General features: G+C 73.4%; 19 protein-coding genes. 13 read left to right on the top strand and 6 right to left on the bottom strand.

From position 1 onward, the window contains the following. The first annotated feature begins 50 nt into the window (after nt 1–50). Genes HNR08_RS03285 through HNR08_RS03275 form a run of 3 tightly spaced genes read left to right on the top strand, consistent with a single transcriptional unit; the run spans nt 51 to nt 1,833 of the window. Nucleotides 51–284, top strand: a complete 234-nt coding sequence (locus HNR08_RS03285) for a FitA-like ribbon-helix-helix domain-containing protein (RefSeq protein ID WP_146834128.1) — start codon at nt 51–53, stop codon at nt 282–284. Next, nucleotides 281–700 (top strand): type II toxin-antitoxin system VapC family toxin, encoded by a 420-nt coding sequence (locus HNR08_RS03280; protein WP_146834126.1) that lies wholly within the window; start codon nt 281–283, stop codon nt 698–700. Before HNR08_RS03285 ends, HNR08_RS03280 begins: the two co-directional genes overlap by 4 nt. Further along, nucleotides 688–1,833, top strand: a complete 1,146-nt coding sequence (locus tag HNR08_RS03275; RefSeq protein ID WP_246802941.1) for a class I SAM-dependent methyltransferase — start codon at nt 688–690, stop codon at nt 1,831–1,833. Before HNR08_RS03280 ends, HNR08_RS03275 begins: the two co-directional genes overlap by 13 nt. On the opposite strand, the gene HNR08_RS03270 is transcribed toward HNR08_RS03275, so the two are convergent. Next, entirely contained in the window at nt 1,817–2,608 is a 792-nt protein-coding gene (locus HNR08_RS03270) for an SDR family NAD(P)-dependent oxidoreductase (protein WP_146834120.1), read from the bottom strand. The genes HNR08_RS03275 and HNR08_RS03270 overlap by 17 nt on opposite strands. 106 nt (nt 2,609–2,714) lie before the next feature. Here HNR08_RS03270 and HNR08_RS03265 point away from each other — a divergent pair, with 106 nt between their 5' ends. After that, nucleotides 2,715–3,212: a MarR family winged helix-turn-helix transcriptional regulator gene (locus tag HNR08_RS03265; protein WP_146834117.1), complete on the top strand. Its 498-nt coding sequence runs from the start codon at nt 2,715–2,717 to the stop codon at nt 3,210–3,212. A gap of 251 nt (nt 3,213–3,463) precedes the next feature. Here the strand turns inward: HNR08_RS03265 and HNR08_RS03260 are convergent, their stop codons facing one another. From HNR08_RS03260 to gadC, 4 genes are read right to left on the bottom strand one after another with little or no spacing between them, the layout of a single operon-like run. Then, a complete protein-coding gene (locus HNR08_RS03260) occupies nt 3,464–3,901 on the bottom strand; it encodes an iron chaperone (protein ID WP_146834113.1) in 438 nt (145 codons plus the stop codon). 56 nt (nt 3,902–3,957) lie between these two features. Beyond that, entirely contained in the window at nt 3,958–5,316 is a 1,359-nt protein-coding gene (locus HNR08_RS03255) for a dipeptidase (RefSeq protein WP_146834110.1), read from the bottom strand. Between the two features lies 1 nt (nt 5,317). Then, complete coding sequence (locus tag HNR08_RS03250; RefSeq protein WP_146834107.1) at nt 5,318–5,764, bottom strand: hypothetical protein; 447 nt, start codon at nt 5,762–5,764, stop codon at nt 5,318–5,320. Next, nucleotides 5,761–7,347 (bottom strand): glutamate/gamma-aminobutyrate antiporter GadC, encoded by a 1,587-nt coding sequence (gene gadC, locus HNR08_RS03245; RefSeq protein WP_146834104.1) that lies wholly within the window; start codon nt 7,345–7,347, stop codon nt 5,761–5,763. The genes HNR08_RS03250 and gadC overlap by 4 nt, the downstream gene beginning before the upstream one ends. Nucleotides 7,348–7,525: 178 nt before the next feature. On the opposite strand from gadC, the gene HNR08_RS03240 reads away from it, so the two are divergent. From HNR08_RS03240 to HNR08_RS03225, 4 genes are all read left to right on the top strand, one after another. After that, entirely contained in the window at nt 7,526–7,939 is a 414-nt protein-coding gene (locus HNR08_RS03240; protein WP_146834101.1) for a VOC family protein, read from the top strand. Nucleotides 7,940–8,260: 321 nt separating this feature from the next. Then, nucleotides 8,261–10,105, top strand: coding sequence for an ABC transporter family substrate-binding protein (locus tag HNR08_RS03235; RefSeq protein ID WP_146834096.1), 1,845 nt, complete (start codon nt 8,261–8,263; stop codon nt 10,103–10,105). Nucleotides 10,106–10,337: 232 nt separating this feature from the next. Beyond that, nucleotides 10,338–11,924, top strand: a complete 1,587-nt coding sequence (locus tag HNR08_RS03230; protein WP_371862359.1) for an ABC transporter permease — start codon at nt 10,338–10,340, stop codon at nt 11,922–11,924. After that, entirely contained in the window at nt 11,921–12,952 is a 1,032-nt protein-coding gene (locus tag HNR08_RS03225; RefSeq protein WP_146834093.1) for an ABC transporter permease, read from the top strand. The genes HNR08_RS03230 and HNR08_RS03225 overlap by 4 nt, the downstream gene beginning before the upstream one ends. A 4-nt stretch (nt 12,953–12,956) precedes the next feature. Here the strand turns inward: HNR08_RS03225 and HNR08_RS03220 are convergent, their stop codons facing one another. Next, a complete protein-coding gene (locus HNR08_RS03220) occupies nt 12,957–13,565 on the bottom strand; it encodes a PH domain-containing protein (protein ID WP_146834090.1) in 609 nt (202 codons plus the stop codon). A gap of 77 nt (nt 13,566–13,642) precedes the next feature. On the opposite strand from HNR08_RS03220, the gene HNR08_RS03215 reads away from it, so the two are divergent. From HNR08_RS03215 to HNR08_RS03195, 5 genes are all read left to right on the top strand, one after another. Beyond that, on the top strand, nt 13,643–15,475 hold the full coding sequence (locus HNR08_RS03215) for an ABC transporter ATP-binding protein (RefSeq protein WP_146834087.1): 1,833 nt from the start codon (nt 13,643–13,645) through the stop codon (nt 15,473–15,475). A 204-nt stretch (nt 15,476–15,679) separates the two neighbouring features. Further along, nucleotides 15,680–17,617, top strand: a complete 1,938-nt coding sequence (gene typA, locus HNR08_RS03210; protein WP_146834084.1) for a translational GTPase TypA — start codon at nt 15,680–15,682, stop codon at nt 17,615–17,617. Between the two features lie 7 nt (nt 17,618–17,624). Continuing rightward, entirely contained in the window at nt 17,625–18,788 is a 1,164-nt protein-coding gene (locus HNR08_RS03205) for a PIG-L family deacetylase (RefSeq protein WP_146834081.1), read from the top strand. Nucleotides 18,789–18,798: 10 nt separating this feature from the next. Further along, nucleotides 18,799–19,182: a hypothetical protein gene (locus HNR08_RS03200; RefSeq protein ID WP_146834078.1), complete on the top strand. Its 384-nt coding sequence runs from the start codon at nt 18,799–18,801 to the stop codon at nt 19,180–19,182. Continuing rightward, the gene (locus tag HNR08_RS03195; RefSeq protein ID WP_246802940.1) at nt 19,179–19,718 is read left to right on the top strand and encodes a flavin reductase family protein; all 540 of its coding nucleotides are present in this window, start codon (nt 19,179–19,181) and stop codon (nt 19,716–19,718) included. The genes HNR08_RS03200 and HNR08_RS03195 overlap by 4 nt, the downstream gene beginning before the upstream one ends. Nucleotides 19,719–19,785 lie beyond the last annotated feature (67 nt).

The following is a 19,785-nucleotide window of genomic DNA, read 5'->3' as shown; positions in this document are numbered from 1 at the left end:
GGACCCGGACTGCTAGCATAACGGCTAGCAGTCCGTCCGGAGGTGCCGCCATGTCCACCATCGTCGTCCGCGGGCTCGACGAGTCCGTCAAGCAGCAGCTCGCCCGCCAGGCCAAGGAGCACGGCCGCTCCATGGAGGCCGAGGCGCGCGACATCCTCACGCGGGCCGCGCGCCGGCCCCACATCGGCGTGGCCCTGCTGCGCGCGGCGCGTGAGGCCGGTGGCGTCGACGGCCTCCACGTGCCGGAGCGCGCCGACGAGGCCAGGGCGGTGGACTTCGGGTGATCGTGCTGGACACCAACGTCATCTCGGAGATCTTCCGGCCCGACCCCGAGGCTCGTGTCGTGACCTGGCTGGAGGGCCTGACGGGCGACGTCGCGATCACCGCCGTGACGCTCGCCGAGCTCCTGGCCGGGTTGCACCGGCTCCCCGAGGGACAGCGCCGGACCGCCCTCGTCGAGCAGGTCGACCTCGCCCTCGAGCCCTACCGCGCGACCCGGGCGATCCTTCCGTTCGACGCCGCGGCGGCCGGGCAGTACGCCGAGGTGCTGGCCGTCCGCGAGCGAGCGGGCCGGCCGATCCACACCGCCGACGCGCAGATCGCGGCGATCTGCCGCGCGCACGGGGCCACGTGCGCGACGCGCAACGTCAAGGACTTCGACGGGACCGGGATCGACGTCGTGAACCCGTGGGCCGCGTGACCGAGGACCTGCTCGCCGCCCTGCGCTGCGACCCCGAGATCCCGGCTCCCGACCTCGTGGCCGTGGACGCCGCGGACCGGCTGCTCCTCGACGAGGCGGCGCCGGTCCTCGCGGGCGCGGCACCCGGGACGGTCGTCGTCATCGGCGACCGGTACGGCGCGGTGACGCTCGGCGCGGTCGCGAGGTCCGGGGCCGCCGGCGTGCGCGCGCACACCGACCGCCTCACCGGCGAGCTCGCCCTGGCGGCCAACGCCGCGCGCGTGGGCGGTGCGGGCGCGTTCCGGTCGCTGGACCGCCTCGGTCCCGAGCTGGTGGCCGGCGCGCGGGTCGTGCTGCTCCTGCTGCCGCGGTCGCTCGACGCGCTGGACGAGATCGCGGGCCTGATCGCCCGGCACGCCGACCCCGGGGTCGTCGTGGTCGCAGGCGGTCGCGAGAAGCACATGTCGCGGTCGATGAACGAGGTGCTCGCGCGGCACTTCGCCGACGTGCGGGCCAGCCGCGGCCGGCAGAAGGCGCGGGTGCTGCACGCCTCCGGCCCGCGGGCCGGGGCGTCCACCTCGTGGCCCGTGCGGGAGCGGCACGCCGACCTCGGCCTGACCGTCTGCGCGCACGGTGCCGCCTTCGCCGGGCCCCGGGTGGACATCGGCACCCGGTTCCTCGTCGACCACCTCGCCGGCGCCCTCCCGGACGCGCGGCGGGCGGTCGACCTCGGCTGCGGCACGGGCGTGCTGGCCTGCGCGCTCGCCGCGGCCCGGCCGGAGATCGAGGTGGTGGCCACCGACGAGTCGGCCGCCGCGGTGGCCTCCGCGCGCGCCACGGTCGAGGCCAACGGCCTGGCGGACCGGGTCCGGGTGCAGCGCGCGCGGGGGACCGCGGGCATCGACGACGCGAGCGTCGACCTGGTGCTGCTCAACCCGCCGTTCCACGTCGGCGCGGCCGTGCACGACGGGGTGGCGCGCGAGCTGTTCGGCGAGGCGGCCCGGGTGCTGCGGCCGGGCGGCGAGCTGTGGTGCGTGTGGAACTCCGGGCTCGGCTACCGGCCGGCGTTGCAGGCGGCAGTGGGGCCGACCCGGCAGGTCGCGCGGAACCCGAAGTTCACCATCACGGGGTCGGTGGTCACAGCAGCGTCGTGAGCACGCCCCCGTCGGCCCGCACGGCGGCGCCGTTGGTCGCCGACGACAGCGGGCTCGCGAGGTACAGCGCGAGCCGGGCGATCTCCTCGGGCTCGATGAACCGCTGCAGCAGCGACGTCGTGCGGGCGGCGGCGAGCACGTCCTTGAGGTCGGACGCCGGCACGCCCTGCGCGTGGGCGATGCCGTCGACGGCCTGCGCGACGCCGTCCGAGTAGGTCGGCCCGCCGAGGATGGTGTTCACCGTGACGCCGGTGCCGCGCGTGAGCTTCGCCAGCCCGTTGCCCAGGGCCAGCGCGCCCGCCTTCGTGACCCCGTAGTGCGTCATGTCCGCGGGGACGTCCACGCCGGACTCGCTGCTGATGAACAGCACCCGGCCCCAGCCCCGTGCGAGCATCGGCCCGAGCAGCCGGCGGGCGAGCCGGACGCCGCTCAGGAGGTTGACGTCGAGGTACCGCTGCCAGTCGGCATCGGTGATCCGGTCGAACGGGGCGACCTCGAACACCCCGACGTTGTTGACGAGCACGTCGACGTCGCCGAGCTCGTCGAGCAGCTGCTCGACCTGCACCGCGTCGGCGAAGTCGGCGGCGATCCCGGAGACCGCGGCCCCCGGGGCGTCGGCCCGCAGCCGGGCGACCGCGTCCGCGACCCGGTGCTCGTCGCGCCCGTTGACCACGACCTCGGCGCCCTCGGCGAGCAGCGCCGCGGCGATCGCGTAGCCGATGCCCTGCGTCGACCCGCTCACGAAGGCCCGCTTGTCCGTCAGTCCCAGCTCCATGGTGCTCCTCCTCGCCCGCCGCGCCGTGCGGAATCACTTGCTCAGGAAAGTCAACGTACGTGGCGATCACTTTCCTGAGCAAGTTATGACCGGCTAGGCTCGCCGCATGACGAACTCCCGCACCCCCGCCGCGCTCATCGGGGAGGACCTCGAGGCGTGGTCGGCGCTCGCCACGGTCCTCGAGTGGCTGCCGCCCGCCCTCGACGCCCAGCTGCAGCGGGACGCGGGGCTCACGCACTTCGAGTACGGGGTGCTGTACGCGCTGGACCGCGCGGAGGACGGCACCCTGCGGATGAGCGTGCTGGCCGACTACGCGAACAGCACCCTGTCCCGGCTGTCGCGCGCGGCGGCCCGGCTGGAGGCGCGCGGCTGGCTGCGCCGGAGCCCCGACCCCGAGGACGGGCGCTACACCCTCGCGGCGCTCACGGAGGCGGGACGGGCCGCGGTCGCCGGGGCGACGCCGGGGCACGTGCAGACGGTGCACCGGCTGGTGCTCGACCGGCTGACGGGCGCGCAGGTCCGGCAGCTGCGCGAGATCGGGCGGCGCATCGCCGGGGGGATCCGTGAGGACAGCGGGTGGCGGCCGGCCGAAGATGACGAGTAGCCCACCTGCGTGCCTGCGCACCCCGGCTTGCGGGGTGCCGGTGACGAGCCTGCAAGACGTAGCGTGGGAAGCCTGCGAAACGTAGCGTAGGCCGGCTCGCGACGGTCGTCGCCCCCGGTTCGGAGCGGTGCGGCAACCGGGCGTGCCCGTCGTCGAAGCGGCGTCCCCGGCGACGAGCGTGCACGCGCGCGAGCGCACTCTCGCCGCCGCCGTTGCTGCCCTCGCGGCGGCGGGTCGGCGCCCCGGGGCGGTCACCCCGCGGCGCGCGCCACCAGGGTCCGGATCCGGTCCTCCACCTCGGGGGTCAGCTCCGTCAGCGCGTACGCCGTCGGCCACATCGCCCCGTCGTCCAGCGCCGCGCCCTGGTCGAAGCCGAGCGTCGCGTAGCGGGCCTTGAACTTCGCGGCCGCCTGGAAGAACACCACCAGCTTCCCGTCCCGGGCGTAGGCGGGCATGCCGTACCAGAGGCGCGGCACCAGGTGCGGCGCGGCCTCGCGGACGAGGGCGTGCACCCGCTCGGCGAGCAGCCGGTCGGCCTCGGGGAGCTCGGCGATCTTCGCGAGCACCTCGGGCTCGGGGTCGGCCTTGGCGTTCTTCCGCTGGGACCGCACCTCCCGGGCGCGCTCCTTCATCGCGGCGCGCTCCTCGGCGGTGAAGCTCCCGCCCTCGTCGGTGGACGTCCGGGCCATGGCGCTGCTCCTCGCTCGTGGGGTCGGGCCCATGCTCCGCAGCGGCCCGCGGGTGGTCAACCCCCGTGCGGCCGGCCCGCGGCGTACCGCTGTAGGAACAGCGCCTCGGTCAGCGCCATCGCCTCGATCTCCGCGGGGTCGACGCTCTCGTTCGGCGCGTGGATCAGCGCGAGGGGCTCCTCGACGCCGAGCAGCACGATCTCGGCGTCCGGGTAGGTCTCGGCGAACACCGTGCACAGCGGGATCGACCCGCCCTGCCCGAGGCGGCTCATCGGCCGGCCGTACGCCTCCTGCATGGCGGCGTCGAGCGCCCGGTACGCGGGGCCGTCGGTCGCGGCCTCGAACGGGGAGCCCTCGGCCTCGGCCTCGACGGTGACCCGGACGCCCCACGGCGCCGCCGCGTGCAGGTGCGCGTCGAGGGCGGCGCGGGCCTCGCCGGGGGTCGTGCCGGGCGGGATCCGGAGGTTCAGCCGGGCGGCGGCCCGGGGCTGGATCGCGGCCGCGGAGCCGACGACCGGCGGGCAGTCGATGCCGAGCACGGTGAGCGCGGGGCGGGCCCAGATCATGTCGGACACCGTGCCGCTGCCCAGCAGGTCCGTCCCGTCCAGCAGGCCGGCGTCCGCGCGGAACGCCGACGGCGGGTACGGCTCGCCCGTCCAGGTCTGGTCGGACCGCAGGCCGCGGACGACCGTGTCGCCCTTCGCGTCCCGCAGCGACGCCAGCACGGCGACGAGGGCGGCGAGCGCGTCGGGCGCGGGGCCCCCGAACATCCCGGAGTGCACCTCGCTGCGCAGCGCCTCGACCGTGACGACGACGTTGACCATGCCGCGCAGGCTCACGGTCGCGGCGGGCCGGCCCACGGCGGCGTTGCCGGTGTCGGCGACGAGGATCGCGTCGGCGCGCAGCAGGTCCGGGTGCTCGACGACGAACGCCTCCAGCCCGCCGGTGCCCTGCTCCTCGGAGCCCTCCACCACGAGCCGCAGGTGCACCGGCACGTCCCCGCCGAGCGCCCGCAGCGCCGTCAGGTGCATGAGGATGTTCCCCTTGCAGTCCGCTGCGCCCCGGCCGTACCAGCGGCCGCCGACCTCGGTCAGCGCGAACGGGGGAGTCCGCCACGCGGCGTCGTCGAGCGGGGGCTGCACGTCGTAGTGCGCGTACAGCAGGACGGTCGGGGCGTCCGGGTCGGCGCACGGTCGCGAGCCGACGACGGCCGCGCTGCCGTCGGGCGTCGGCTCCAGGCGCGCGTCCGCGAAGCCCAGGTCCGCGAACCGGGCGCGGACCCACTCGGCCGCGCGGGCGCACTCCTCGGGCGGGAACTGCCGGGGGTCGGCGACGGACCGCAGCGCGACGAGCTCCGCGAGCTCGTCGCGCACGCCCGGCATCAGGGCGCCGACCCGGTCGGACAGGACGCCCACGTCAGTCGCCCGCCGTCTCGAGCCGCAGGTCGTCGATCACGGCCTGGAGGTCGTCGAGCTCCTCGGGGCAGTACACCTCGACGATGAGGAGCTCGGCCTGCGCGGCGTCGCTCTGGGCGATCCCTGCGCGCTGGCCCGTGCCCCCGGCGGCGGTGCTGAGCCCCGCGAACAGGGCCGCGCTGCTGAGCGCGGAGCCGGGGTCGGCGCACACGACGCCGCCGTCGGTGCCGAGCACGGCGGCGACCCGCTCGGGCGGGGGCACGTGCTCGGCGCCGGCGTCGGCCAGGGCGGCCGTGAGCTGCGCGGCCTTGTCGGCGGCCTCGGCGGTCTCGCGGTGCTCCCGCCACGTGAGCAGGGCGACGAGGACGCCGACGGCGAGCAGGACGACCGCCGTCCAGTAGATGACGGTCCGCTCGCGGCGGGTGCTGGTCTCGACGGGTGCGGTCACCGCTCGCTCACCTCCGGCTGCTCGGGCCCGGACGGGACTCCGTCGGTGTCGGCGGCATCGTCGTCCGCGGCGGACGCCTGCCGCCACGACGGCTTGCGGAACCGGTAGAACAGGAACGGCACGAGCAGCCCCAGCCCCAGCGCGCCGCCGCCCACGATGACGAGGTACACCCACGGGCTGGTGGTGCCGAACTGCGACGGCGGCACGAAGCCCACGAGCAGCGCGGCGGCGGAGGCGACGAACCCGACGCCGCACAGCGTCCGGAGGATCGGCGCGCGGTAGCCGCGGGCGTGGTCGGGGTGCGTGCGCCGCAGCCGCACGGCGGCCACGAACATGAGCAGGTACATGATCAGGTAGACCTGCGTCGTGATCACCGAGAACACCCAGTAGGCGCTGGAGACCGACGGGATCAGCGCGTACCCGAGGGCGATCACGGTGGTGACCGCGCCCTGCGTGACGAGGATGTTCTGCTGCACGCCGTTCTTGTTGAGTCGCTGCAGGAACGGCGGCAGGTAGCCCTCCTGCCGGGAGATCAGCAGCAGGCCCTTCGACGGCCCCGCGAGCCACGTCAGCATCCCGCCGAGCGACGCGGCCACCAGCATGATGCCGATCACCGGCGTGAGGATCTGCCAGCCGAACTCCGCGAACACCGTCTCGAACGCCTGCATGATGCCGGCGGTCAGCGACAGCTCCTCGGCGGGCACGAACCAGGAGATGGCCAGCGCCGGGAGGATGAAGATCAGGAGCACGAGCCCCATGGCCAGGAACATCGAGCGGGGGAACTCGCGCCCGGGGTTCCTCAGCGACGACACGTGCACCGCGTTCATCTCCATGCCGGAGTACGACAGGAAGTTGTTGACGATCAGCACCAGGCTGGACAGGCCGGCCCACGCGGGCAGGAGGTGGTCGGCGTCCATCGGCGCGGCGGACGGGTTGCCCTGCCCGAGGAACACGACGCCGAGGGTCACCAGCAGCACGCCCGGGATGAGCGTGCCGATGATGAGGCCGCCCGACGCGAGCCCGGCGATGGCCTTGGTGCCGCGCGACGAGACCCACACGCCGGTCCAGTAGACGACCACGATGACCGCCGCCGTCCACACGCCGCTGGTCGCCAGCGCCGGGTTGATGACGTACGCGAGCGTGCTGGCCACGAACCCCAGCAGCGTCGGGTAGTAGAAGATCGTCATCGCGAACTGGCACCACACCGCGAGGAAGCCCATCGGCTTCGAGATGCCGGTCGCGACCCAGTTGTAGACGCCGCCGTTCCACCCGGAGGCGAGCTCGGCGGACACCAGGGACGTCGGCAGCAGGAAGACGATGGCCGGCACGACGTACAGGAACACCGCCGCCAGCCCGTACACCGCCATCGTCGGCGCGGGGCGCAGGCTCGCGACCGAGCTCGTGGTCATCAGCGCGAGCGCGACCCAGGAGATCCAGGCGGAGGCGGGCACCGGCGTGCGGCGCGGCGCCGCCTCGGCCGGCGGGCTCTCCGGCGTGCCCGCGTCCACCGGGGGAGCGGGTGCGTCCAGGCGGTGCCGGGGCGCCGCTGCGCCCGTGGTCGGGGTGTCACTCGTCGCGGACATGGCGCCCCCCGTCTGCTGCGGCCCCTGCGGCCGATGCGCGCCACGGTAGGAACCTGCCGGGTCCGGGGCCTCACCCTGCCGGGGTGAGGGTGCGCGCGCCGTGGCCTGCGAGGGCCCGGACGTACGCTCGCGTTCGCCGGTCGGTCGACGGTCGGCCGACCCGCACGAGGAGGCCACCATGCTCTCCGACCACACGGCGACGCCCTGCCTCGCGGTACGCGACCTCGCCCGGGCCCGCCGGTTCTACGAGGACACCCTCGGGTTCACGGAGCAGGAGCTCCCGGGCTTCGGCGACGACGACGAGATGGGCGTCTTCTACGGGACGAAGAACGGCGGGCTGCTGGTGTACCCGTCGTCCTTCGCGGGGACGAACAAGGCGACGTCGGTGTCGTTCCAGGTGGACGACGGGGCGTTCGACCAGGAGGTCGCGACGCTGCGCGGGCACGGCGTGGAGTTCCAGACCTTCGAGATCCCGTCGGGGACGTGGGACGACGGCGTCCTGACCGACGGCCCGATGCGGTCGGTGTGGTTCGCCGACCCGGACGGGAACATCCTCAACCTCGAGGCGGTCCGCCAGACGGCGATGGCCTGACGCGCCAGGGGCATAGCACATCCGGGGCCGTCTCCGCTGAGCGGAGGCGGCCGCGGAGGGGGTGCTGCCCCGCGGTCCCCGGCCGAACCGGGTGTTTCTGGGATGTTACGGGCATGTTCCGTCCCGAATGCTGGACACTACTGCTCAGTATCGATCCGGTAACGATCGCCCCTGCGGGGGTGCTGTGTCCGAATTGTCCCCATGGACGTCACTACCGTTGGCGCATCCATGGCGGGACCGTGCGTCCGCCTCCCTCGGGCCGGCTCCGGCCGAGCCCGCGGGTGGCCACCGACGCTGGGCGCCACCTTCACAGGAGGAACATTGAAGATCAGGCGAACAAGCGCCGTCCTGGCCGCTGCGGCGGCCGGCGCGCTGGTGCTGACGGCGTGCTCGACCCCGGCGGAGTCCGAGATCGAGTCGGAGACCGCGGTCACGGTCGGCTGGAACCAGCCGTTCTACGCGTACAACAGCCTCACCACCACGGGCAACGCGACGACGAACAACAACGTCCTCTACATGACGACGTCCTGGTTCAACTACTACGACGGGGACCTCCAGCTCCAGAAGAACGAGGACTTCGGCACGTACGAGCGGATCTCCGAGGACCCGCTGGTCGTCAAGTACACGATCAACGAGGGCGTGACCTGGTCCGACGGCACCCCCGTCGACGCCGCCGACCTCTACGCCGTGTGGGGCCCGCTCCGTGACGCGTTCGACAACGTCGAGCCCGAGTACGACGACGAGGGCAACATCACCAACCAGGAGGCCATCGACGCCGGCGTGTACTTCGACGGCTCCTCGGCCGCGATGAACATGGTCAGCGAGGCGCCCGAGGTCGGCGACGACGGCCGCTCGATCACGCTCACCTACGACTCCCCGCGGTCCGACTGGGAGCTCTCGCTCGAGCGCTCGACCGTCCCCGCGCACGTCGTGGCCCAGCGCGCCCTCGGCATCGAGGACCCGCAGGAGGCCAAGGACGCCTTCATCGCCGCGTTCCAGGACAACAACACCGAGGACCTCTCCAAGATCGCCAAGGTCTGGAACGAGGACTTCAACTTCACGTCCCTGCCGGACGACGAGGGCCTGTACCTCTCCAACGGCGCGTTCGTCATCAGCGACTTCGTCGAGAACCAGTACCTGACGCTGACGGCCAACGAGGACTTCGACTGGGGCCAGCAGCCCAAGGTCGACAAGGTCACCATCCGCTACTCGGAGGACCCGCTGGCCTCGGTCACCGCGCTGCAGAACGGTGAGGTCGACCTCATCGCCCCGCAGTCCTCGGTGGACGTGCTCGCGACGCTCGAGGGCATCGACAACATCACGTACACGACGGCGCCCGAGGGCACCTACGAGCACGTCGACCTGATGATGGCGAACGGTGGCCCGTTCGACCCGGCGACCTACGGCGGCGACGCCGAGAAGGCCCGCAAGGTCCGCGAGGCGTTCCTCAAGACCGTGCCGCGCCAGGAGATCATCGAGAAGCTGATCACCCCGCTGCAGGAGGACGCCACGACCCGTGACTCGTTCACGGTCGTCCCGGGCGCCCCGAACTACGACGAGGTCGTCGCCGCCAACGGCTCCGACGCCTACGCCGAGGTCGACATCGCCGGTGCCCAGGCCCTCCTGGCCGAGGCCGGCGTGACCACCCCGGTCGACGTCCGCTTCCTCTACGGCAAGTCGAACGTCCGTCGTGCGAACCAGTTCCAGCTGATCGCCTCGTCCGCGGCCCAGGCCGGCTTCAACGTCATCGACGAGGGCGACGACAACTGGGGCTCGCGCCTCGCGTCCACCGAGACGTACGACGCGTCGCTGTTCGGCTGGCAGTCGACCAACACGTTCGCCCTGAACTCCGAGGCGACGTACATCACCGGCGGTCTGAACAACTTCGGTGGCTACTCGGACGCCCAGATGGACGCCTGGTGGCAGGAGATGTACACGGCTGACGCCGAGCAGGAGACCCAGCTGACGATCGACATCGAGAAGCAGCTGTACGCCGACGCGTTCGGCCTCCCGATCTTCCAGTTCCCGGGTGTCGTCGCGAGCCGCGACGTCCTCCAGGGTGTCTCGACGATCGCGCTCGCGCCGACGATCTTCTGGAACTACTGGGACTGGGAGATCTCGGCTGAGGACTCCCTGGACGCCCCGACCGGGGACGCCACGTCCTGACGTCACCTGAGCAGACACGACCCGGGGGTGCCGCGTTCGCCGTGGCACCCCCGGTTCGTGCCCGGGAAGCCGTCCGCGCCGCTCGCGCGACGTGCCGGTCGTGTCCCGTTCGCGCGGTTTTTTCCGATGGCGCCGCCGCGCTCGTAGACTCTCGTCGCCATCATCCACTCCAGTGAGGTTCGGACCCCATGGTCACCCCAGAACTCCGCGTCGCCCCCGGGCAGGCGCGGTCATGACGGCGGCCGCCGTCACCACCCGGCGCCGGCTCCCCAGCGCGCCGATGATCGCGTTCCTCGGCCGCCGGCTCCTCGGGTCGCTGATCGTCCTGCTCGGCGCGACGTTCATCGTCTACATGCTGCTCGCCTACGCCCTCGACCCCCTCGAGGACCTGTACGCGAGCTCCGCGCCCAACAAGCAGCAGCAGATCGAGTCGCGCATCCAGCTCCTCGACCTCGACACCCCGCCCGTCATCCGCTACTTCAAGTGGCTCGGCGGCGCCGCCGGGTGCGTGGTGGGGCAGTGCGACCTCGGCCAGAGCTGGGTCACCAAGCAGGAGGTCACGCGGCTGCTGTCCGTGGCCGTCCCCTCGTCGGTGCAGCTGGTCGCGACCGCGACGATCATCGCCGTCGTGCTCGGCATCGTCGTCGGCGTCGCGTCGGCGCTGCGCCAGTACAGCGGCTTCGACTACACGGTGACGTTCTTCTCGTTCGTCCTGTACTCGCTGCCGGCCTTCTGGGTCGCCGTGCTCCTCAAGCTCTGGGGCGCCATCGGCTTCAACGACTTCCTGGCCGACCCGACGGTGTCGACACCGGTGCTCATCGGGTTGTCACTCGTCGCGGGCCTGATCTGGCAGGCGGTGGTCGGGGGCGACAGACGACGGCGTCTGACGACCTTCGGGGTCTCGACCCTCGCGACCGGCCTGGTCATCTTCGGTGCCACCGCGACCGGCTGGCTGCTCGACCCGAGCCTGGGGATCGTCGGCGTGGCCGTGCTCGGCGCGAGCGTCGCCGTCGGCCTCACCGCGCTGACCTCGGGCCTGCGGGACCGCCGCGCCCTCACCGCCGCCCTCATCACCGTGGGCATCGGCGTGGCGCTGTACTACCCGATGCAGTACGCCTTCGCGGCGGTCACCGGCACGGCGATGATCTTCCTGCTGGGCCTCGCGGCGATCGCCGTCGGCCTGCTGGTCGGCTGGCTCGTCGGCGGTCCCGACCGCCGGGCGCAGATGCGCAACGCTGCCCTCGTCGCGCTCGCCGTCGGCGGCTTCATGTTCGTCGACCGCGTGATGCGGGTGTGGCAGACGTACTCGAACGCCTCCCAGATCAACGGGCGCCCGATCGCGACCATCGGCTCGCAGACGCCGGGCCTGAGCGGCGACTACTGGGTCACGACGCTCGACACGTTCACGCACCTCGTGCTGCCGACGATCGCGCTGACGCTCATCTCGTTCGCGCAGTACACCCGGTACTCCCGGTCCAGCCTGCTCGAGGTGATGAACCAGGACTACATCCGCACCGCGCGGGCCAAGGGTCTGCCGGAGCGCGTGGTCACGGTGCGGCACGCGCTGCGCAACGCGCTCATCCCGCTCGCGACCATCGTGCCCCTCGACATCGCGTACATCTTCGGTGGCGCGATCATCACCGAGCGGATCTTCTCGTGGAGCGGCATGGGCACGCTGTTCCTCAAGTCCCTGCAGACCGCCGACGCGAATCCGATCATGGGCTACTTCCTCGTGATCGGGACGATGCTCGTGCTGGCCAACGTCGTCGTGGACCTGATCTACGCGGCGCTCGACCCCAGGATCCGGGTGAACGCATGACCTCCGTCGAGACCCCGACCACGGACGCCGTGGAGAACGCGATCGAGCTCAAGGAGGTCGAGGGGCTCTCCCAGGGGCGCATCGTCCTGCGGCGCTTCCTGCGCCACCGCGGCGCGATGATCTCCGCCGCGGTGCTGATCTTCGTCATCCTGCTCGCGACCACGTCGATCGGCTGGGGCCCCATCCCCGGCTGGTGGAAGTGGACGATCCTGGACCAGGCCCCCATCGTGAACGGCGGTCACCCGACCCTGTCGTTCTCCGGCGGCCTGACCATCGGCGAGCACCCGTTCGGCCAGGACAACATCGGCAAGGACGTGTTCGCGCTCGTCATGCGCGGCACGCAGCAGTCCCTGCTGGTCATGTTCACGATCGGCCTGCTCGCGACGACCATCGGCATCCTCGTCGGCTCGGCCGCCGGGTTCTTCCGGGGCCGGCTCGACAACATCCTCATGCGCGGCACGGACATGGTCATCACCATCCCGACGATCATGGTCGGCGCCATCCTGGGCCGCTGGGTCGGCGGCGCCAGCCCGATCGCGCTCGCCCTCGCGCTCAGCGCGATCACCTGGACGTCGATGGCCCGCCTCGTGCGCGGCGAGTTCCTGTCGCTGCGCGAGCGGGAGTTCGTCGACGCGGCCCGGGTCGCCGGCGCCAGCAACGGCCGGATCATGTTCAAGCACATCCTGCCGAACTCGGTCGGCGTGATCATCGTCAACGCGACGCTGCTCATGGCGTCCGCGATCCTGCTCGAGACCGCGCTGTCCTACCTCGGGTTCGGCATCGCGTTCCCGGACGTCAGCCTCGGCAACCTCATCTCCGAGTACCAGACCGCCTTCGCCACCCGGCCCTGGCTGTTCTGGTGGCCGGGCGCGTTCATCATCACCATCGCCCTGTGCGTCAACTTCATCGGCGACGGCCTGCGCGACGCGTTCGACCCGCGGCAGCGGCGCATCCCCACGCGCCGGGCCCTGGCGCGCGCCGACCGCAAGGCGGAGCGCCGCGCGGCGCAGGCCGCGGCGAAGGCCTGACGTGTCAGAGCAGGGGCGCGAGCGCGCCGGCGACCACCAGCACGCCGACGAGGGCCAGCGTCCGGCCGTGCCAGCGCACGACCGGCGCCGGCCGCTCGAGGCGGGGGTCGTCGAGCGCGCCCGCGTCCCGCAGCTCCTCCCAGCGGTACCGCACCAGGGCGGCGGCCTGACCGGAGTCGGTGTTGGCCAGGTCGCCGATCGCGACGGTCGTGTCGCGGTAGGCCGTCTCGGGCAGGTTCCGGGCGTCCGGGCGGGCGGCGAGCTTCACGCGGGTCCGGCTCGGCGCGGGCGCGGCCCACGCCGCGTAGGTGCCGTAAGCGGTCTGCAGCGTCAGGGCGTACTGCGTCGTGACCGCCTGGACGGCCGGCCACGGGATCTCGATCGTCCGCGTGACGTTGCGGATCTCGACGCCCGCGGGGCTCACCACGACGGCGGGACGCCAGTACGCCGCCCACACCAGCACGACGACGAGGGCCAGCACGGGCAGGTAGCGCACGGTCTGCGCGGGGTCCTCCACCAGGCCGGAGACGGCGCCCGCGCCGGCGACCGCCGCCACCATCACGACCAGCCAGCGGCCGAACCTCGGCCGGAACTCCACGACGTCCGTCTGCATGCGGACATCGTCCCAGACGGCCGGACCGGGGCCGATCGCCCCGGCGCCGCCTCGGACCGCACGGAAGGAACCCCGCGGTGAGCACGGACACCCACACGACGGCGACCACGTCCGTCAAGGACCCGATCCTCGAGGTCAAGGACCTCACGGTCGAGTTCTTCGTCGACGGCGAGTGGTACCCCGCCGCGATCGACGTCACCTACGACGTGCGCCCGGGCGAGGTGCTCGCCATCGTCGGCGAGTCCGGCTCCGGCAAGACGCAGTCGTCGATGTCGCTGATCGGCCTGCTGCCCCCGAACGGCCGCTCGAGCGGCTCGGCGAAGCTGCAGGGCCGCGAGATGCTCGGCCTCTCGCACAAGCAGCTCTCCCGGGTGCGCGGCGAGGACGTCGCCGTCATCTTCCAGGAGCCGATGACGGCGCTGAACCCCGTGTACTCCATCGGGTTCCAGATCGTCGAGACGCTGCGGGCGCACCAGGAGATCGGCCCGAAGGCCGCGCGCGAGCGCGCGATCGAGCTGCTCCGCCTGGTCGACCTGCCCGACCCGAAGCGGTCGATCGACAAGTACCCGCACCAGCTGTCGGGCGGTCAGCGCCAGCGCGCCATGATCGCGCAGGCGCTCGCCTGCGACCCGAAGCTGCTGATCGCCGACGAGCCGACGACGGCGCTCGATGTGACGGTGCAGGCCGAGATCCTCAAGCTGATGCGCGACCTGCGGCACCGCATCGACTCGGGCATCGTCCTCATCACCCACGACATGGGCGTGGTCGCGGACCTCGCGGACCGCGTCATCGTGATGAAGAACGGCCGCGTCGTCGAGCAGGGCACGGCCGACCAGATCTTCAACGCGCCGTCCCACCCGTACACGATCGCGCTGCTCGACGCGGTGCCCCACCTGGGGTCGGCCTCGCTGGCCGCGAAGGGCTCCTCGGAGCACGTGCACGTGCTCGAGCACGAGGAGGCGGCGGCCGCGGCGGCCGCGACGACGACCGGGTTCGCGCTCGAGGCCACCGACCTCGTGCTCGAGTACCCGTCGCGCGGCCGGATCCCGGCGTTCCGGGCCATCGACGGCGTCAACCTCACGATCGCCCGCGGCGAGGTCGTCGGCCTGGTCGGCGAGTCCGGCTCCGGCAAGACGACCGTCGGGCGCGCCGCGGTCGGCCTGCTGCCCGTCGCCGGCGGCTCGATGAAGGTCAACGGCGTCGAGCTGGCCGGGATCTCCGCGAAGGACCTGCGCGCCGTGCGCCAGGACGTGTCGATCGTGTTCCAGGACCCGGGCTCCTCGCTGAACCCCCGCCTGCCGATCGGCGAGTCGATCGGCGAGCCGCTCATGCTGCACAAGATCGCGAAGGGCGCCGAGCTGTCCCGCCGCGTCGAGACGCTCCTCGACCAGGTCGAGCTGCCGCGCGCCATGCGGAACCGCTACCCGCACGAGCTGTCCGGCGGCCAGCGCCAGCGCGTCGGCATCGCCCGGGCGCTCGCGCTGTCGCCCAAGCTGCTCATCGCGGACGAGCCCACGTCGGCGCTCGACGTGTCGGTGCAGGCCCGCGTGCTGGAGCTCTTCCAGGAGCTGCAGCGCGAGTACGGGTTCGCGTGCCTGTTCATCAGCCACGACCTCGCGGTCGTGGAGATCCTGTCCAACCGGATCGCCGTGATGAGCAAGGGCCGGCTGGTCGAGTCCGGCCCGCGCGAGCAGATCCTGCACCACCCCACCGAGGACTACACCCGGCGCCTGCTCGCCGCGGTCCCCGTGCCGAACCCGGCCGAGCAGAAGGCGCGGCGCGAGACCCGCGACCGGCTGCTCGAGCAGGCCGCGGCCGAGCTCGCCGCCCGCGACGCCGCCGAGGCCGGGTCGCGCGACCCGATCGCCGAGCACGAGGCGGCGGAGGGCACCGGCACCGCCCACCCGTGACCGTCCGGCACGCCGAGAGCCCGGCCCCGGTGCGCGCGACCCGCGCCGCCGGGCCGGGCTCTCGCCCGTGACCAGCACTCCGGCGCGCTCCGGCACCGTCCGGCCGGCCACGAGGGACGCCCGCGGCCGGAACCGGTAGAATCGATCGGCGCTCGACGTCGTCGCGCCCTCTGATCTCCCACCCCTCGCGGAATGAGTCCTGATATGTCTGTGCCCTCGACGCCCACGGGGACCCGTGTGCGCGGCGATCTGCGCAACGTCGCGATCGTCGCCCACGTCGACCACGGCAAGACCACGCTCGTCGACGCCATGCTCTGGCAGTCCGGCGCGTTCGGCGCGCACGCCCACGTGGACGAGCGCGCGATGGACTCCGGCGACCTGGAGCGCGAGAAGGGCATCACGATCCTCGCGAAGAACACCGCCGTCCGGTACTCCGGCCCCGCGGCGGCCGCGGCGGGCCAGCCCGACGGCATCACGATCAACGTGATCGACACCCCCGGGCACGCGGACTTCGGCGGCGAGGTCGAGCGCGGGCTGTCCATGGTCGACGGCGTCGTGCTGCTGGTCGACGCGTCCGAGGGCCCGCTGCCGCAGACCCGGTTCGTGCTCCGCAAGGCGCTGGCCGCGAAGCTCCCGGTGATCCTCGTGGTGAACAAGGTCGACCGGCCCGACTCCCGGATCTCGGAGGTCGTGCACGAGGCGACCGACCTGCTGCTCGGCCTGGCGTCGGACCTGCACGACGAGGTCGAGGACCTGGACCTCGACGCGATCCTCGACGTCCCGGTGGTGTACGCCGCCGCGAAGGCCGGGCGCGCGTCGCTGAACCAGCCGGCCGACGGCGGCCTGCCGGACTCCGAGACCCTCGAGCCGCTGTTCGCCACGATCCTCGAGAAGATCCCCGCGCCGACCTACACCGAGGGCGCGCCGCTGCAGGCCCACGTCACGAACCTCGACGCCTCGCCGTTCCTCGGCCGGCTCGCGCTGCTGCGCATCTTCAACGGCGAGCTGACCAAGGGCCAGACGGTGGCCTGGGCCCGCGCCGACGGCACGATGCAGAACGTCCGCATCACCGAGCTGCTGGAGACCAAGGCGCTCGAGCGCGTCCCCACGGAGAAGGCCGGCCCCGGCGACATCGTGGCCGTCGCGGGCATCGCCGACATCACCATCGGCGAGACCCTGACCGACCCCGAGGACCCGCGCCCGCTGCCGCTCATCACGGTCGACGACCCGGCGATCTCGATGACCATCGGCATCAACACCTCGCCGCTGGCCGGCAAGGGCGGCAAGAACCACAAGGTCACCGCCCGCCAGGTCAAGGACCGCCTCGACTCCGAGCTCATCGGCAACGTGTCGCTCCGCGTCGTCCCGACCGACCGCCCCGACGCCTGGGAGGTGCAGGGCCGCGGCGAGCTCGCGCTGGCGATCCTCGTCGAGCAGATGCGGCGCGAGGGCTTCGAGCTGACCGTCGGCAAGCCGCAGGTCGTCACCAAGAAGATCGACGGCAAGGTCCACGAGCCGGTCGAGCGCATGACCATCGACGTCCCCGAGGAGTACCTCGGCTCGGTCACGCAGCTGCTCGCGCAGCGCAAGGGCCGCATGGAGACCATGGCGAACCACGGCACCGGCTGGGTCCGCATGGAGTTCCTCGTCCCGTCGCGCGGCCTGATCGGCTTCCGCACCCGGTTCCTCACCGACACCCGCGGCACCGGCATCGCGTCCTCCATCGCGGAGGGCTACGAGCCGTGGGCCGGCCCGATCGAGACCCGCGTGTCGGGCTCGCTCGTCGCCGACCGCGCGGGCTCCGTGACGCCGTTCGCGATGATCAACCTGCAGGAGCGCGGGTCGTTCTTCGTCGACCCCACGCAGGAGGTCTACGAGGGCATGATCGTCGGCGAGAACTCCCGCGCCGAGGACATGGACGTCAACATCACCAAGGAGAAGAAGCTCACCAACATGCGCTCCTCCACGGCCGACAACTTCGAGAACCTGGTGCCGCCGCGGCACCTGACGCTCGAGGAGTCCCTGGAGTTCGCCCGCGAGGACGAGTGCGTCGAGGTGACCCCCGAGGTGGTGCGGATCCGCAAGGTGGTCCTGGACCAGACCGAGCGCGCCCGGCAGACCGCGCGGGCCAAGCGGGCCTGAGCGCCCCGTGACCCCCGCCGCGAGCACGCCGCCCGTCACGGGTGGCGTGCTCGCGGTGCACGCGCACCCGGACGACGAGACGCTGACGTCGGGCGCGCTGCTCGCGACGTGGGCGGCGGCCGGGCTGCCGGCCCTGGTCGTGACCTGCACCCGCGGCGAGCGGGGCGAGGTCATCGGGGCCCGGCTGGCGTCGCTGGAGGGCGACGGCCCCGCCCTGGCCCGCCACCGGGAGACCGAGCTGGCCGCGGCCGTGCACGCCCTGGGCGCGGACCAGGTCTTCCTCGACACGCTCCCGCCCCTGGGCGGCGCCGAGACTGCAGCAGATGCGGGCCTCGGGGCGCCGGAAGCAGCATCGTCCGCACCCTCGGTGCCGGATCCGGGGCCGTACGAGGACTCGGGCATGGACTGGGTCGGGGTCGGGCAGGCCGGTGCGGCGGCCGAGGTGCCGGCCCGGGCCTTCGTGGGGGTGCCGCTGGACGAGGCCGCGGGACGGCTCGCGGGGCTGCTGCGGGCCCGGCGGCCGGACCTGGTCGTGACGTACGAGCCGGGCGGCGGCTACGGGCACCCGGACCACGTCCGCGCGCACGAGGTCACGATGCGGGCGGTCGCCCTCGCCGCGGACCCCGCGTGGGCGCCCGGCGCTGCACCGAGTGGAGGGTCTCGCCACGACACGCCGGGCGTGTCCGGCGATTCGCTCCACTCGGCGGCGACGACTCCCGCGCCCGACCCCGCGTGGGCGCCCGCGGTGGCGTGGGCCGTGCAGGAGCCCGCCGCCCTGCGGGCCGGGTACGCCGCCCTCGCCGAGGACCCGGCGGCCCGCGCGGTGCTCGCCGCCGGGTCCGGTGACCGCCGCGCCACCCGCGAGGGGCCGCTCGCCCTGCCCGACCCGGCCGGCCCGCTGCCGTCGGTCGCCGCCGCGGGGGAGCCCGACCTCGCCGTGGACGCGCGGCCCGTCCGGGAGCGGGTGCTCGCCGCGCTGCGGGCGCACGCGACCCAGGTGCAGGCGGTCACGCCGCTGGACCACCCGGCCGCGGTCGCCTGCCACGCGCTGTCGAACCTCGTCCTCGCGCCCGTGCTGCCGGCCGAGGGGTACCGCTGGGCGCCCGGGCACGCGCCCGCGGGACCGCTGCCGCTGCCGCCGGGCGTGACGCGCGTGCGCCCCCGGACGTAGCCTGGCGCCCGTGCCGACCCTGTCCCTCCGCCTGGTCCTCCGCGCCCTGGGCGCCCTGCTGCTCGGCGTGGTCGTCGGCTCGGTCGGCACGGTGCTGCACCGGTCGACCCCGCCGTGGGGCGTCGTGGTGTGCCTGCTGCTCGTCCTGGCCGCCTCGGTCGCGGTGCGCGCCTCCGGCGGCTGGGTGGCGTCGGTCGCGCTGCTCGTGGGTCTGTTCCTCAGCGTGCAGGTGCTGTCCGGGCGCGGCCCCGGCGGCGACGTGCTGGTGCCGGCGGGCGGCGCGATCGGCTGGGTGTGGGCGATCGGCTCCCTGGCGGTCGCGGTGGCGGTCGCCCTCGCGCCGCGGGCGTGGTTCGCGGACGTGCCCCTGCGCCGGCGGCCGGGCACCCCGTGACCGGACCGGCCGTCGACCCGCTGTACGGCGACGGCGTCCCCGACACCGGGCAGGCCGCCACCGACGCGTTCCGGGCCGCGATGGGCCGGCTGCCCGCCGGCGTCGCGGTGGTCGCGGTGCGCTGGCGCGGCACGGACCACGCGATGACGGCGTCCGCGCTGACCTCGGTGTCGCTCGAGCCGCCGATGCTGCTGTTCTGCGTGCACCAGGACGCCCGGCTCCGCGAGGCGCTGGACGACGTGGACACCTGGGCGATCAGCGTCCTCGCGGACGACCAGGCCCCCGTCGCGGACTGGCTCGCGTCCCCGGGCCGCCCGAGCATCGGGCAGCTGGACCGGGTGCCGCACGACCGCACCCCCGCCTCCGGCGCCGCCTGGGTGCGCGGGGCGGCCGCGTGGTTCGAGTGCCGGACCGCCCGGATCGTGCCCGCGGGGGACCACGACGTCGTGCTCGGCGAGGTGCTGACGTCCCGCGAGGGCAACCCGGGGTCCGGCAGCCTGGCCCACCTCCGCCGCCGCTTGCGGCCGCTGCGCTGACCCGACCGGCGCGCGCCCGGCCCGCCGCGTCGGCGCGTCGTTGCGACATCGTGATCTCGCAGGTCCG

It is taken from the genome of Cellulomonas hominis (assembly GCF_014201095.1).
Classification (GTDB): domain Bacteria; phylum Actinomycetota; class Actinomycetes; order Actinomycetales; family Cellulomonadaceae; genus Cellulomonas; species Cellulomonas hominis.
This window is presented reverse-complemented; position numbering and strand designations above follow the sequence as displayed.